At 38.9% G+C, this 15,601-nt stretch carries 11 protein-coding genes; 6 read left to right on the forward strand and 5 right to left on the reverse strand.

Going from position 1 to position 15,601, the window contains the following annotated elements; translation table 11 throughout:
- The 3 genes from AEA09_RS11405 to AEA09_RS11415 form a co-directional block, all read right to left on the reverse strand.
- Positions 1-1,368 carry an NAD(P)-dependent oxidoreductase gene (locus AEA09_RS11405; protein WP_082332638.1) on the reverse strand — a complete coding sequence of 456 codons (1,368 nt, stop codon included), beginning with the start codon at positions 1,366-1,368 and terminating at the stop codon, positions 1-3.
- A 300-nt stretch (positions 1,369-1,668) separates the two neighbouring features.
- Complete coding sequence (hydA, locus tag AEA09_RS11410) at positions 1,669-3,072, reverse strand: dihydropyrimidinase (protein WP_053583955.1); 1,404 nt, start codon at positions 3,070-3,072, stop codon at positions 1,669-1,671.
- Positions 3,073-3,106: 34 nt separating this feature from the next.
- Positions 3,107-4,351 (reverse strand): Zn-dependent hydrolase, encoded by a 1,245-nt coding sequence (locus tag AEA09_RS11415; RefSeq protein WP_053583956.1) that lies wholly within the window; start codon positions 4,349-4,351, stop codon positions 3,107-3,109.
- Positions 4,352-4,502: 151 nt separating this feature from the next.
- Here AEA09_RS11415 and AEA09_RS11420 point away from each other — a divergent pair, with 151 nt between their 5' ends.
- From AEA09_RS11420 to AEA09_RS11435, 4 genes are all read left to right on the forward strand, one after another.
- Positions 4,503-5,672, forward strand: a complete 1,170-nt coding sequence (locus AEA09_RS11420) for a PucR family transcriptional regulator (protein WP_053583957.1) — start codon at positions 4,503-4,505, stop codon at positions 5,670-5,672.
- Between the two features lie 758 nt (positions 5,673-6,430).
- Positions 6,431-7,999, forward strand: coding sequence for a PucR family transcriptional regulator (locus AEA09_RS11425; protein ID WP_053583958.1), 1,569 nt, complete (start codon positions 6,431-6,433; stop codon positions 7,997-7,999).
- Between the two features lie 105 nt (positions 8,000-8,104).
- On the forward strand, positions 8,105-9,466 hold the full coding sequence (locus AEA09_RS11430) for an aspartate aminotransferase family protein (RefSeq protein WP_053583959.1): 1,362 nt from the start codon (positions 8,105-8,107) through the stop codon (positions 9,464-9,466).
- A 32-nt stretch (positions 9,467-9,498) separates the two neighbouring features.
- Positions 9,499-11,019 carry a CoA-acylating methylmalonate-semialdehyde dehydrogenase gene (locus tag AEA09_RS11435; protein ID WP_053583960.1) on the forward strand — a complete coding sequence of 507 codons (1,521 nt, stop codon included), beginning with the start codon at positions 9,499-9,501 and terminating at the stop codon, positions 11,017-11,019.
- 401 nt (positions 11,020-11,420) lie between these two features.
- Here the strand turns inward: AEA09_RS11435 and AEA09_RS11440 are convergent, their stop codons facing one another.
- The gene (locus AEA09_RS11440; protein WP_483806699.1) at positions 11,421-12,575 is read right to left on the reverse strand and encodes a TerD family protein; all 1,155 of its coding nucleotides are present in this window, start codon (positions 12,573-12,575) and stop codon (positions 11,421-11,423) included.
- A gap of 217 nt (positions 12,576-12,792) precedes the next feature.
- Complete coding sequence (locus AEA09_RS11445) at positions 12,793-14,064, reverse strand: OFA family MFS transporter (RefSeq protein WP_053583962.1); 1,272 nt, start codon at positions 14,062-14,064, stop codon at positions 12,793-12,795.
- A gap of 425 nt (positions 14,065-14,489) precedes the next feature.
- Between AEA09_RS11445 and AEA09_RS11450 the strand changes: the two genes are divergently transcribed.
- Positions 14,490-14,843 (forward strand): YbgA family protein, encoded by a 354-nt coding sequence (locus tag AEA09_RS11450; protein ID WP_053583963.1) that lies wholly within the window; start codon positions 14,490-14,492, stop codon positions 14,841-14,843.
- A 70-nt stretch (positions 14,844-14,913) separates the two neighbouring features.
- Entirely contained in the window at positions 14,914-15,240 is a 327-nt protein-coding gene (locus AEA09_RS11455; RefSeq protein WP_053583964.1) for a BRCT domain-containing protein, read from the forward strand.
- The last annotated feature ends 361 nt before the right edge of the window (positions 15,241-15,601 follow it).

The raw sequence follows: 15,601 nt of genomic DNA on the forward strand, positions 1-15,601 counted from the left end.
TTATGCGATTTCGCTTGGTTTTCTTAAATGTTCGTGAATAACGTAAGCTGCATCTTTTCCTTGTTGTGCCGCTGTTACCACCATTGCTTCCCCTTGACCGTTTCCGAAAACGACATCTCCACATGCAAACACTTTCTTATTCGATGTTTGCATTGTCGTTTCGTCAATATCAACAACACCATGCGTGTGCTCTAAACCAAAAGCTTCAATTAGCGATACGAAACGTGTTTGCCCAATAGCTTTGATGACAGCGTCCACCTCTATGACAAAATCAGAACCCTCAATAATTTCAGGTCTTTGCCTGCCGTCTGCACCCGCCTCCCCGAGTTTCATTTTGACGCATTCAAGCGCCACTACTTTACCTGCCTTGTCACCGATAATTTTTTTCGGTGCTGTCAGCCACTTAAATGCGACACCATCTTGCTTTGCAAATTCATATTCAAATTGGTACGCTGTCATTTCTTTTTCTGTTCTTCTATAAAGAATTTCTACTTGTTCAGCACCTAATCGAACAGCACACGTAGCACCATCGATTGCTGTATTCCCAGCACCAATGACCGCAACACGTTTACCGACTAAGTCTTCCGTAAGTAATCCCATTTTCGTTTGCTTTACAAACTCAATGGCATCATGAACGCCCGCTAGTTCTTCACCTTCAATACCTAGATTCGGAACCGCTCCCATACCAACCGCTAAAATAACGCTGTCGTATTGCGCTAAAATTTCTTCTACAGAAATATCCACGCCTACTGCCGTATTCGTTTTAATATCAACACCAAGCTTTACAATTTGCTCAACTTCCCAATCCACGACGTCGTTCGGTAATCTAAATGACACAATGCCGTAGTTTCCTAAGCCACCCGCTTTCGCTTCTGCTTCAAAAATTGTAACACCATAGCCTAAACGACTTAACTCACGAGCTGCGGATAAACCAGCAGGTCCAGCACCAACAATTGCTACCTTTTGCCCGTTGCTTTCCCCTTTTTTGAATAACTCGACATCCGATTCCATCGCCCAATCTGTTGTATATCGTTGCAAATGGCCGATTTTAATTGGTTTTGTTGAAGCGTTTAGCACACATGCTCCTTCACATAACTCTTCTGTCGGACATACTCTTGCACAACTAGCACCAATCGGATTTGCCTCCATAATCGTCATGGCCGAACCTTTCATATTACCTGAAGCGATTTTTTTAATAAAATTTGGGATTTGAATACTCGTCGGACAAGCTGTAATACAAGGTGCATCGTAGCAGTATAGGCAACGATTGGCCTCTTCTAGTGCTTCATTTTTTGTCATCCTGCTATTCATTTCAACAAAGTTTCGTTTGAGTTGTTCAGTCATTGCATTTTCTTGAATCGGAACCATTTCCACATCCCCCTCATGTGTTTACTTTTGGTCCATTACCATAACTAAGGGTTGATTTCCGTTCCGGCTGGGCGCTTTCCGGGGGCGTCCGATGAGCCGCTTCACTCGCAAGCTCGCTCCAGGGTCTCATCTAGGACGCTAATCCCCCAGGAGTCGCCCAGTCTCCACTCCAATCAACAAACATTATTAAATTTAATGTCATACCCTATTTTTGGTGATGAACCTTACTTTTGGATATACAATCAATTACGCCCCATCGTAATTGATTCCAGCGAGCATTCGAGCACCCGCTTCATGAATTTAAACCTTGATTGTATCTGTAACAGTTGGTTTTAGTACGCGTTTCACGTATTGTCCACTGCCTAATACCCCTACGAACTCTTTATTTTTAATCACGTATTCACCACGTACGAGTACACTTACTGGCTCACCCGTAACTTCCCAGCCTTCATAAGCGTTATAATCGACATTCATGTGATGTGTATTCGCTGAAATCTCTCGTTTTACGGAAGGATCGAAAAGTACGATATCTGCATCAGAGCCGATTGCAATCGTTCCTTTTTGTGGGTACAAGCCGAAAATCTTTGCTGCACTTGTCGAAATCATATCGACGAAGTCATTAATGGAGATTTTCCCTTTCGCCACACCTTCTGAAAATAAAATACTGAAACGATCTTCGATAAATGGCCCACCGTTTGGAATTTTTGAGAAATCATTGATGCCCAACTGCTTTTTGCCATTAAAGCTAAATGAACATTGATCCGAACCAATTGTTTGCAGTTGCTTTGCCTTTAACGCGTTCCATAAATGTTCTTGATGGTATTTAGGACGAAGTGGTGGTGACCAAACATATTTTGCCCCTTCAAAGCCTGGCTGTGCTAAAGCGGATTGATCGAGCGTTAAATAAGGAGGACATGTTTCTCCGTACACGTCATACCCTTTTTCGCGCGCCATTATAATTTCATCTAAAGCCTCTTTACACGTAACATGTACGACATAAAGCTTTGCACCTGCGATGTGCGCCAGTTCAATTGCTCGTTTTGTCGCTTCACCTTCTAATTCCGCCGGACGCGTAAGTGCGTGATAAATCGGCTCCGTATGACCAGCACACTTCGCTTCCTCTACTAGTTCATCAATAACTGAGCCGTTTTCACAGTGCACCATCACGATAGCACCCAAGTCCTTCGCGATTTTAAATGCTTTGAAAAGCGTGCGGTCTGAAGCCTGGAATTCTTTCGCGTAAGCCATGAATACCTTCATTGATGTTATGCCTTCTTGCTCTAGTAATAACGGTAACTCCGCTTCTGTTTCTGGCGTTAATTCACCAATCATTAAATGGAAACCGTAGTCAATGGCCGAGTTGCCATTTGCTTTTGCATGCCACTTTTCCACAGCCGCTGAAAGCTTTTCTTCCCCAGCAGATAAGCAAAAGTCTAAAATTGTCGTCGTACCACCAAATGCAGCAGCAATTGTACCAGACTTCCAATCATCATCAGTCACCGTGTTGTTAAAGGGCATATCTAAATGCGTGTGGGGATCAATTCCTCCAGGCATTACATATTTGCCCGTTGCATCTATAATTTCTGCTCCTTCAGCTGATAAATCTGTGCCAATTTGAACAATTTTTCCGTTTTCTATTAAAATATCTGCCTCATACACATCTGAAGCTGTGGCAACTAGTCCACCTGTAATAATTTTTTTCATCGTTCCCCTCACCCTTCGTTTAATTTAAGTAAATTTAATTTAACGTGTATGACTCGCCAACACTAAATTTTGTTTGTAACGTCAACACAGTTTCAAGTAACACGTCTGCACCCTTCGCACAATCTTCAAATGTCGTCTCTTCTTCCTCACAATGACTTTTACCAGCAATGCTTGGCACGAAAATCATCGCTGAAGGAATAAAGCTTGCGATATACTGTGCATCATGTCCTGCCCCACTAAACATTCGATGAGAAGAATAACCAAAGTTCTGACATGATTTCTCTACTTCATCACAAATGAACTTATCAAAAAATACAGTATCTCTTCCCCATAGCTTTAATGGTTGAATACGGCAACCTTTTATCTCCAAGGGTAAGCCTTTTAGTATATCTTCCACCTTTTGCATGACTTGTGGATCTTGATGACGCGAATCAATGGTAAACACTACTTTGTTCGGAATTACTGTATGAATATTTGGAGAAACGTTCATACGGCCAAATGTGTAAACAAGTTCATCATCTACTTTTCCAAGTTGCTCATGTAAATACGTCATTATTCGAGACGCTACAATCATCGGGTCTTTACGCATCGACATTGGTGTAGTTCCAGCATGATTGGATTCCCCTGTAATCGTAATTTCATAACAAATCATGCCTAAAACACCCTCAACCACACCAATTTCTAGTTGCTTCGCTTCTAATACTGGGCCTTGTTCTATATGAAGCTCAATATAAGCAAGTGCTTCTGTTAAACGATTTTCTTGTTCACCCTCATACCCACTCGCTTGCAATGCCTTTTTAAAAGTAATGCCGTTTTTATCGACAGACTGCATCATTTTGTCTTTATTAAATTTTGAAGAAATTACACCTGAGCTCATCATTGCCGGATCAAAGCGAGCACCTTCTTCATTTGTAAAATTCACAATCATTAGCGGGATATCTAGTTCAATATCATTTTCCTTTAACGTTTTAATAGCCTCTAATGCGGTCAACACACCTAAGACGCCATCGAACTTCCCACCTTTTTCAACTGAATCTAAATGTGACCCCATTACAATCGGTGGAAAATCTTTTTTTCCCGGTAAAATCGCATAGATATTTGCCATATCGTCTATTACAATTTCCATGCCCAAGGCTTTACAGCACTCGCAAAAATAATCTCTCGCGAGTAGATCCTCTTTCGAAAGGGACAAACGAGTTACGCCACCATTTACAGTCGCTCCAAATTGACTAAATTGTTCAATTGACTCTTGCAACCGACTACTATTACATTTATACATATGCTAGTCCTCACTCCCTCATTAATAAAAATACATTTATGCAAATTCTAAAATAGAAAATTTTTACTAGATATGGTGATAAAACTAAATAAATATATGCAATTGCACATCATTTATGGTAGATTAATTGCATAATAGGGGGGCGCTTGTTATGGGGACAATACGAAAAATTGTAGAAGGAACTCAATTCCCGATGCTTACTTTAGTAGCTGGACATAACGGTATGTATCGAAGAGTTACAGGGGTTAACGTTGTAGAGAGCATTGATTTAATCATGTTTTGCCGACCAAATGAATTAGTCGTGACAACAGGGGTTAATTTCTCACACCAAGATACTTCCTTAGAACAACTCGTTAAACTTGCTTACGCTAAAAAAGTAGCTGGTTTTATTATTAATATAGGTCCTTACATTCCTGACATCCCAGAATCGGTCATCACGTTTGCTAACGAACATGACTTCCCAATTTTTCAAATGCCTTGGGATCGTCGTGTAGCCGATCTTTTAAAAACAACATTCCAATTTATCGCCACGCATCAACAAGAACAATCCACCGAAGAGAAGGTTCTATACAACTTACTTTTTCATTACAAACAGCACGCTGATTCCATTAAACAAAATTTAGCGCAACTCGGATTCCCAAAAGGTACAGAACTAGCCATCATCACTTGCAAAACAATTGCTGCACAAAGTCGCATTGACCGTTACGAGGTCATGATTCAATTCGCATTCCAAAATAGATATAAACGATTTTTGAAACTAAAGTATAAAAATCACCTCATCTTTCTAATCGACCGAGTACAAATAAATACACCTACTATCCCCTTCTCAAAAACAGTTGAAGAAATTTACGACAAAATCACCAAGAAAAATGGCAGCCTAGATGTAATCATCGGCAAAGGTAATTTTCATAAAGAATTTGAAAACATCCAAACTAGTTACGAAGAATCACTCACTGTCATTCGTTTAGCACAATTGCATAACAACCGTTTCTTATACAAATATAAAGAAATTGGTGCTTATAAAATTATAATGGGTGTGCAAAACCGAACATTAATCGAATCATTTAGCCAAGATATACTCGGACAAATTTATCATTATGATGATTTACACAATACCGATTACCTTTCATTTTTACGAATTTTTCTCGAAGAAAACGGCAGTACAAGTAAAATTAGTGAACGACAATTTATCCATCGCAACACGGTCCTTTATAAAATCAAAAAAATAGAAATGCTATTAGATATGGACTTAAGCAACCCATTTACAAAAACAAATCTTTATATGGCCTTTTTAATAGAAGATGTTCTGACACATAGCTAATTGAAGTTTGCAGAGAAGTGCACAGTATTCCGTCAGAATATTCAGTGATAAGACAACCCTTCTAAAATTCTCAATCTATTCATATAAACTAACTGTCGTGTTGGGTAACCCATTTTAACCATTACTATTAAAGTGGGAAGTTGATTTCCGCTACGGGTTTCTCGCTTTCCGCGGGCAAGCACCGAGCCGCTTCCTTCGCGATGCTCAGTCCAGGGTCTCGGTACGCTTGTGATTCCCGCAGGAGTCGAGCACCCTCCGCTCCAATCAACTAAAACTACAGTAACAAAAGTTAGTATTGAGTATAAAAACAACAAATTTTCAGGTGAATTATAACCTAATATTTGCCTAAGCAACACACCCGATAAAATAGCAGTCTATCTATTAGCAAAAATGAGAAGTAGATAGATTGCTTAAGTTTTCAATACGCTACTTTTTGCTCGTATAGGATAACAATTAACTCATAATGAACAAATTGGTAATAATGTATTTCCATCTAAATAAAGTGGTAGCTGGCTTTTTGATTGAAGTGGAGGCCGGGCGACTCCTGGGGAATCAGCGTCCTAGATGAGACCCTGGAGCGAGGTTGCGAGTGAAGCGGCTCATCAGACGCCCCCCGGAAAGCGCCCTGCCGGAACGGAAATCAACCCCAAATCATGATGATTCCCTTGTTAAATAGATTAGGTATTTTGGGGCGTGATTTTGCTCAAATCGAGAATTAATATAGCTTTGTATGCTTATTCTAGGAGGAGGAGGAAAATATGAATGGTTTTTCACTCACTGTAGCTGATGCGATGACGAAAAAGTTATTTAGTAGTGCTTCGTTGATTGCAGGTGCTAAAGGACAACTAAATGTCATCAAATGGGTACATATTGTCGAAAATATGGATACTGTAAAGTTACTTAAGGGTAATGAATTAATCTTGACGACTGGTATTCATTTAAAAGAAAATGATGAATGCTTTAAACAGTTTATTCACCAGTTGATTGCATCAAAAGCTGCTGGTCTGTGCATTGAGCTTGGTAGCTCCATTCAAAAGATCCCTGAATTCATACAACAAATGGCAACAGATTATCAATTCCCTCTCATCATTTTTCAAAAGGAAGTCGCCTTTGTCGAAATTACACAAGAAATACACAGCATTCTCATCAATCAACAATATGGCATGATTAAAAACCTTGAAAACTACGCCCAACAAATCAATAAATACACACTAACGGCCAACAACTATGAGCAAATTTTAATGCATTTATATAAACACCTCGGTTTGCAAGTCATCTTTACGTTCAACGGGCAAAAACCTATTTTTATCCCGAATATTCATCAGGACAAGTATGAAATGATGCAAAAAGAATCGAACCTTGAGTATACAGAAAAACATTTTATACGCTGTGATGTTAACATCCTCAATCAATGCTATGGTGAAGTTTGTTTGTTTTCCCCGCAGCGTGTCATTAATGAATATGATGTACTTATTTTGGATCGCACGGTTATTGCACTATCACAATATTTATTACGAGATTTGTATATAGAAGAGAAAAAAGGTATGGAGAATCGTGAAATTTTAGAGAATTGGCTGAATGGTGTGCCCAATATCGAAGAGTTGACGCTTTTCATTCAAGATCATCATCCAAACATCCCTGCGCATCATTGGATTGTCATGATTCATCAAATCCAAAAAGGCAAAAATAGTGATTTAACGTACTACAAACTATTTACACGCAATGTGTTTGAGAAGTTTGGCTTTTATCCGTTTATAGTAGAAAAAAATCACCAACTTATTTTTATTTTAGCGAATCTACGTGAGCAAGAGACGTATAAGAACCGAATCGAACAAGCAATTGAACAAATACTCGATAATAACAAAAAATATGCAAAGTTAAAAATTTCTCTAGCCGTTGGCAAATACGTCATCAACTTACAAGATGTTAAAAATAGTTTCACTACAGCCAAAGACACTTTGCAAATTCGATTGAGAACGCAAGATTTTTCGTATTTCTACGAAGATTTGCACCTTCATCATTTAATTTTCCAATTACAAAAAAATCCCGCCATTATGGAAATGGTGGCCGAATATATAAACCCACTCATCGAATATGACTTAAAACATAACAGTAAATTAGTCGAAACGTTAAAAGTATACTTGCAAACAAATGGGCTCAAAAAAGAAACGTCCGAGCGCCTTTTTATCGTTAGACAAACACTCTATCATCGCTTAGAAAAAATCGAACAGTTGCTTGGTCATGATTTTATGAAACCAGAAAAACGATTGGCATTAGAATTAATGCTCGTTGCAAATGAATGGTCACTCTTTGAACACTCTACTTAATTTACCTTAATGTAAATAGTGACATAGCATTTGTTTTACATTTTGTACAATGCTTATTTTTCCCAAATATTGAATAATAGAGTTATAGCAAAGGAGTGATGTTCGATGACAAATTTAACAAGTCAAAATTGGCAAGTTAAAGATGAACAGTATGTATGGCATTCGATGAAGCCGTACAACCCAAATGCAACGATGATTGTCCAAAAATCAAAAGGTGCCTGGATTACGGACACTGATGGAAAGCGGTACTTAGATGCTATGGCTGGCTTATGGTGTGTCAACGTTGGGTATGGTCGAGAAGAAATCGCTAAAGTTGCCTACGAGCAATTACTTGAAAATACCTATACCCCACTATCGGTTGGTCACATCCCTGCCATTCAATTGAGTGAAAAAATTAGCGAGTTATTAGGCGATGATTATGTTGTATTTTTCTCCAATAGTGGTTCAGAGGCGAACGAAGCAGCGTTTAAAATCGTGCGTCAATACCATCAGCAAAAAGGACACACGGGCCGTACGAAATTTATCTCTCGTTATCGGGCATACCACGGTAGCACGATGGGTGCATTAGCGGCAACAGGTCAGGCACAGCGGAAATACAAATACGAACCGTTAACACCTGGCTTTATTCATGTCGCGCCACCCGATGCTTACCGTGCAAATGAAGATCATATTACAGACCCATCTGCGTTACTTTCTGTTCAAGCAATCGATAATGTCATGACGTGGGAATTTTCCGAAACGATTGCCGGCGTAATCCTCGAGCCCATTATTACCGGTGGCGGCGTGATTATGCCACATGAGGATTATTTACGTGGTGTAAAAGCTGTTTGCGAAAAACATGGTGCCCTTCTCATCGTTGACGAAGTAATTTGTGGATTCGGACGCACAGGCAAAGCATTTGGCTTTCAAAACTATGGCATTCAGCCGGATATTGTGACAATGGCAAAAGGCTTAACGAGCGCTTATATGCCACTATCAGCAACCGCTGTACGACGTGAAATTTATGAGGCATTTGCAGGTAGCGATGAATACGACTTTTTCCGCCATGTGAACACATTCGGCGGTTCTCCAGCCGCTTGTGCTGTTGCCCTCAAAAATATAGAAATCATGGAAAATGAAAATTTATTTGCACGCTCGGAAGAAATGGGCGCTATCATCTATGCAGAACTACAAGAACGTTTAAAAGATCATCCGAATGTAGGCAATATCCGTGGAAAAGGCTTACTACTCGGCATTGAACTTGTGAGCGACAAAAATAGTAAAGCACCACTCGACGTAGCTCTTGTCAACAAAGTGATTGGTTTATGTAAAGAACAAGGCCTCATCATCGGAAAAAATGGCGTAACCGTTGCAGGCTTTAATAATGTATTAACCTTATCACCGCCACTTATTATCTCATTGGAAGAAAAGGATTTAATTGTAGAAAAATTCACGAACGCTTTAAATGAACTTCTGCAACAGCCATAAAACTAATGAAAACTAAGGGGGAAATTAATTAAATGGTAACCAATACAGAAGTAACGGAACTGGGGCATTTCATTAATGGCGAAGTCGTTCCAGGAAAAAGTGGTCAGTTCTCTGAAGTCTTCAACCCAAGTACCGGTGCAGTCATTGCACGTGTCCCTATTGCCACAAAAGAAGAAGTACAAAATGCAATTGCAACAGCGAAAGCTGCATTTCCAGCATGGCGTGCGCTGTCGGTTGGTAAACGCACTGAAATTATCATGAAGTTCCGTCAATTGATGACAGAGAATATGGATGAATTAATTGATATGATTTGTACCGAGAGTGGGAAAACAAAAGAAGATGCCAAGGGGGAGATTATCCGTGGACTAGAGTCTGTTGACTTAGCCATCAATGCCCCTCACCTTTTAAAAGGCGAGTACTCCGTCAATGTCGGTGGACATATCAATGCTTACTCAACAAAAGCACCACTGGGCGTTGTGGCTGCGATTTCTCCTTTCAATTTCCCTGTGATGGTACCACTAGCTATTACGAGTATGGCAGTTGCGGTTGGAAACTCTGTCATTTTAAAGCCGTCTGAGCGTGTGCCTTGCTCCGCTCTATTTTTATCGGAACTTTGGAAAGAAGCTGGTTTACCTGATGGCGTTTGGACAGTCATCAATGGTGACAAGGATACTGTCAATGAGTTATTAGTAAATCCTACTGTTGAAGCCATTTCGTTTGTTGGTTCAACACCAGTCGCAGAATACATTTATTCAACAGGTGCAAAACATGGTAAACGCGTCACAGCCTTAGGTGGTGGGAAAAACAATATGGTTGTCATGCCAGATGCTGATTTAGAACAAGTCGCAAATGCATTTTTAGGTGCTGCTTATGGAGCTGCTTCCCAACGCTGTATGGCTATCTCAACGATCATCCCTGTTGGCGAAGAAACAGCGAATAACCTTGTAAGAGTACTGGCTGATAAAATCGAAAAATTAAAAGTTGGTCCCTACACAGATTCCGCAGTTGATTTTGGTCCTGTCATTACACAACAATCAAAGGACACAATCATTGGTTTTATCGACCGTAGCCTAGAGGAAGGCGCGACATTAGTTTGCGATGGACGTAACCCAGACATCGCGAAAAACTCAAATGGCTTCTATCTAGGGCCTACACTACTAGACAACGTCAAACCTGGCATGGAAATTTATGAAGAAGAGGTATTTGGACCAGTTCGTAATGTTGTCCGAGTGGATACGTTAGAAGAAGCCATTGAACAAATCAATGCACATGAGCTAGGAAATGGTGTCACAATTTTCACTAATAACGGTGCTGCCGCTCGTAAATTCACATCGGAGATAGAAGTTGGTATGGTCGGTGTAAATGTCCCAATCCCAATCCCTGTCGGCTACCATAACTTTGCCGGCTGGAAACGCTCAAGATTTGGTGAAGGGCATATGTTTGGACCTGACCAAGTCCGCTTCTTCACCAAAACCAAAACCATTTCAGAAAAGTGGTTTGAAGAAAATAGTGAATCCGTGTCGACCTTTGCCTTTCCGAGTAACAACGACTAAACTCTATCTGCCTACAAGAAAAAAAATTTCTACGACTGATATTGTCTACATGCATGATAAACCGTTCCATTAGTTAATTATCGTGATTAATAATAGATAAAAAAGAAGTGTCGATTAACACTTCTCAAATGCAACTTCTACCGTAAAAGTGGTTGTTGTCTATATTTTGTTTTTCCTACGAGAACCACTCTTTTGCTTTTGGCGGCGAGGAGTGGTTTTCTTGTGTTCTAAAATGTTCTTTCTAAAGTCATATGCAGCAATCCAAACATACGCCATATTCTAATTTATGTGCTGTAATCTATTTTTTACAAGAAATAAACATTTTCCTTTCAATAGATTGCATATGGTTTTATCGACTTTCAATAGTGACACTTTGACTATTCTTTATCCATAATCAATTTTCACTTAAACTCGATAGGACCTGCATCCATTTTGAAAGTACCATCTTCATAAAGACGAGGAGAGGCTTCCGAATGATTTTTAGAATATCGCTCTACGTGAGAAACTTGCATCTCTTTGTCATCTGTAAAATTCATTTGCGCAATTGCTACCCAATAAGAATTTTTATTTCGTTCTAGAAGTGGCGCAACTACAACACTGCCCTTATGATTATCCACGATTGCTTTTGCTTTCATTGAATAAAAGCTCCCAACACCATTTCCAACAGCGCTATAGGCCGCAAATAATACAAACGCTAGCTCATCCGTTTTATAAATTTCAATGGTTTCTTTTCCGAATTGTTGTGCATCACCATCTAGTTTAATAAAAGGATACTGGTTTGGAGCTCCCAAATCACGATAGTAGACCTTACCTGTTCTACCATTTTTCATAACATAGAAGCAATAGAGATCGAGGTCTTTATTGGTTTCCCATTCTAATGTAGCTGTGATCCGTTGGGATTTTTGAATGTTCACTGATTGTTTTTTCTTTAATTCTATTTTCCCTAAATTGACTGCTTCTATTGGCTTGGATTTTGGCTTTTCCTCCATAATCGTCGCTGCAACTGTCGGCTCATCATCAACAACCACTCCAAACGATCCACATAATGCCTCAAGCCCACCAAAATAGCCTGCTCCGATTGAATTGAATTTCCATTGACCTGCATGGCGATATAATTCACCTACTACAATCGCTGTCTCATTCGAGAATGTATTTGGCACTTTAAATTGAAGTATTTCTGACCCTGTTTGAGGATCGGACATCTTTAAATAAATCGAAGAGGCTTGTTTAAATGATTGGTTTGCTGTGAAAATTGTTAATGAAAATACAATTTTTTGGATGTCTGTCGGGATTTCACTCCATTCGATTTGAAATTGTTGATGCTTATTTCCACTAGCATTTTTCTTTACAGAACCACATTCTGAGGAAGGTTGTCCATAAAAAATAAAGTCCGCATCGCTTCTAACCTTTCCATTCTCAGCTAGTAAAAACACAGATGCATCCAGCTCAATTTTCTCATCTACCTGCCAACCTAGTTCTACATTTAATTTAACAAGATTTAAGTTCGTTTTTGTAACATCTACTTTTTGTCCTTTTACCAACGTTAGTGCCATCATTACAACCTACTTTCTTTATCAAATGGGATTTTTGTAGCATCTAATTATTCGGTACAGTCCTAAGATCAACTTCCAATCTTAGTCCCTATATCAATTATACCAAAAACTGGGTGCTCGTAACTTTATCTCTATCAAATTAGAAAAGGAGAAGAAGACTCATCTTTAGACGAATCTTCTTCTCCTCAAACAGGGCAATGTATGTGCTTTTCAGTCACCCTTAATTAGTTACGAGCTTCTCGCCTCGTGATTGCGGTTTGTCATTTTCTAAATGCACTTTTTCTGGTTTCACAACCCACATACTAATAACTGTTGCGACTACATATAGCCCTAAAATGACATACAGTACCGCGTCATATGATCCAGTCTGCTTTAAAATAAATGCACTTAGCTGATTGCCTGTTAGACCTGCAAAAGCCCATGCTGATAACGCTAAACCATGCACTGTGCTAATGCTATGGATGCCAAATCGATCTACTAATAACGGTGGTAAGTTGGAGAATCCACCGCCGTAACCTGCGTTAATAACACAGAGTAAAGCGATAATTAGTAGCGCCATTGAATTATTAACCCCATCAAACACAATCGTCATCCCTATTAACGCAATAGCTGAGACGAAAATGATTTTATAAATTGTATTTCGGTCATTCAATCGATCTGCCCATGCTGCGAAGAATAAACGGCCACCTGCATTAAAAACTGCCGTTAACGAACTCACCAAACCGACTGCACCAAAACCAATGAAATAGAGAATCCCTTTTTCTTGTGAAATAAGTGCCAAGCCACATGTAATATTAATATAGAACATGAGCCAAATACCGATGAATGTTTTATTTTTTAAAACCGCCATGTAATTAAAACTTTCTGTATGTACACTTTCCTCAACCCAGCCCGCTGGTTTTTTAATAAGCCAATGCCCAATCAGCATCATCACTAAATAAACAGCTGCTAAAATATAAAACATTTTATAAATATTTGTTGGATCTACTAATGTGCCATCTGCATTTGTAGCACCTAGAAGCATTTCAATAACAGGGCTCGCAATTACTTTCGCAAGACCAAAACCTGCTACGGCAAGACCTGTCGCTAATCCCTTTTGTTTGTAGAACCAAAGCATTAATGTTTTTACTGGTGTTAAGTAACCAATACCTAGCCCGATCCCCATAATCACACCATAACAAATATAGATGCCAATCAGTGATTTTTGATAAATAAAGAACCCTGTCCCAAGCATTCCCGCTACAAAAAATATAGCGGAAATCAGCGAAGACTTATGCACGTCTTTTTCTACAAACTTCCCACCAAACGCAGCAGACATACCAAGTACAAAAATGGCAATACTAAACGCCCATTCCACTTCCCCGATCGGCTTCCCAATATAATTCGCTATATCGGCTTTGAACAATGACCAACAATATACCGTACCAATACTACAATGAATTAACAATGCTGGTAACACTGCACGCATCCATTTATTCTCTAATTTCTCCATTAAATTATACCTTCAATCCAAGTAACAACAAAAATCATTTCCGTACATTATTTCGTTTTACGAATTTAATCGTACGTTTTTACACCGTAAAAAGGTGATACTCAATAATAAATTTCAAGTCACTTAAGTTTTTTACTGTATTTTTGTAAATAAATACAATAAACCAATTATATACTACGAAGGTAAATCGAAGACATCTTAAAACTACATGTTTTCCTTCTACTTAGTACAGAATTTGATTCATTTTGAAGTTTTCAAGATTTATTGTGGTTTATAAATGATGGTGATTAGACAAATTGAGATCGCAAATAATTCAAAAGTAAGACAACCAAATAAGTATTCGATGTGGTTTTTTTACTTGCTGATGATATACTTCTCCATGACTAGTCTAAGTGCGTTTCATTTAGATATTAAGAGGTGATTGTATGAAACGTCAACTTACAGAAAAATTGTGGCGTGAAGAAAAATACCGTGTCATGTTCCATAGCCAAAAGCATTATGACCAAATACGAAAGGCAATGCGTGACCAGTTCCCTCATGAACAAATTGAACAATTAATCAATGATGCACTACATCAAACGCCAACCAAAAGCAGCATGCGTAATGCCTGCCAGCATATGTGGGGATATTTCCGTAAAGTAGCCACACCCGAAGAAAAGCAAAAATACGAACAACTGCTCAACACTTGCGATGTACCAACACTCCTTTGCTTTTTACAGCAATTAGCCAATCATTATAGCGTTACTTATTTACGAGAAAGTACTATTTTGCAGCCTTGAGTCTGCGACGAGGATCCATCTCGCTTATAATAAAAGGAGAAATCTTTCCATTCAATCAAGGAGAACAAACATGAACAAAAATAAAGACAACACAGAAGTCATCTTCCTTTCTGACCCATCTGAACGCTTAATGCACCCATTTACTAATAAACAAATCGTCTTTACAGGAGCTCTTTCTACTATGACACGTTCAGAAGCTGCGAAAAAAGTGCGCGCTTATGGAGGGATTATGCAAGGGGCTGTTACAAAGGAGACCGATTTCTTAATTCTTGGGGAGAAACGTCGTGGGATAAGTACTAAGCAGATGAAAGCTGAGCAATTGATCAGTCATGGATTTAACATTCAAATAGTTCCTGAGGATGATTTTATGTGGCTCATTTCTATCTCAAAAGTATAGCCGCCATCATCTTTTAAAGAGGGGGCTGACGGGGTTGTCCTAAAAGAAAAATAGTATACTATTTTTTGATAAACAGGAAAAAAAGGATACACAGAAAACCCTAATAATCCCCAATCAAAATAACATTTTATCTTTTCCATTACCATTCAAATATAAGACTTACCCCCTGCTTCAATAAGCTCTGATAGTTTTTTCATAAACTGTATCTTACGCTGGATTTTGGTCACTTCTCTTACTTTGATGTAGGGTGACCAGCTTTTATGTTGAAATACGAGGCAAAAGACAAGTTGAAACAAATAGCTTCTTGAAAAGCCAAAGCCCTTTGTAATTCCTGTGTTTCATAAAAGTTTATTAATTTCTA

Source organism: Lysinibacillus contaminans (assembly GCF_001278945.1).
Taxonomy (GTDB): Bacteria; Bacillota; Bacilli; order Bacillales_A; family Planococcaceae; genus Lysinibacillus; species Lysinibacillus contaminans.

What these genes read in the sequence shown, in the direction of transcription:
- AEA09_RS11405 (WP_082332638.1), bottom strand. Translation starts at nt 1,368, where the DNA reads ATGGTTCCGATTCAAGAAAATGCAATGACTGAACAACTCAAACGAAAC.
- hydA (WP_053583955.1), bottom strand. Translation starts at nt 3,072, where the DNA reads ATGAAAAAAATTATTACAGGTGGACTAGTTGCCACAGCTTCAGATGTG.
- AEA09_RS11415 (WP_053583956.1), bottom strand. Translation starts at nt 4,351, where the DNA reads ATGTATAAATGTAATAGTAGTCGGTTGCAAGAGTCAATTGAACAATTT.
- AEA09_RS11420 (WP_053583957.1), top strand. Translation starts at nt 4,503, where the DNA reads ATGGGGACAATACGAAAAATTGTAGAAGGAACTCAATTCCCGATGCTT.
- AEA09_RS11425 (WP_053583958.1), top strand. Translation starts at nt 6,431, where the DNA reads ATGAATGGTTTTTCACTCACTGTAGCTGATGCGATGACGAAAAAGTTA.
- AEA09_RS11430 (WP_053583959.1), top strand. Translation starts at nt 8,105, where the DNA reads ATGACAAATTTAACAAGTCAAAATTGGCAAGTTAAAGATGAACAGTAT.
- AEA09_RS11435 (WP_053583960.1), top strand. Translation starts at nt 9,499, where the DNA reads ATGGTAACCAATACAGAAGTAACGGAACTGGGGCATTTCATTAATGGC.
- AEA09_RS11440 (WP_483806699.1), bottom strand. Translation starts at nt 12,575, where the DNA reads ATGATGGCACTAACGTTGGTAAAAGGACAAAAAGTAGATGTTACAAAA.
- AEA09_RS11445 (WP_053583962.1), bottom strand. Translation starts at nt 14,064, where the DNA reads ATGGAGAAATTAGAGAATAAATGGATGCGTGCAGTGTTACCAGCATTG.
- AEA09_RS11450 (WP_053583963.1), top strand. Translation starts at nt 14,490, where the DNA reads ATGAAACGTCAACTTACAGAAAAATTGTGGCGTGAAGAAAAATACCGT.
- AEA09_RS11455 (WP_053583964.1), top strand. Translation starts at nt 14,914, where the DNA reads ATGAACAAAAATAAAGACAACACAGAAGTCATCTTCCTTTCTGACCCA.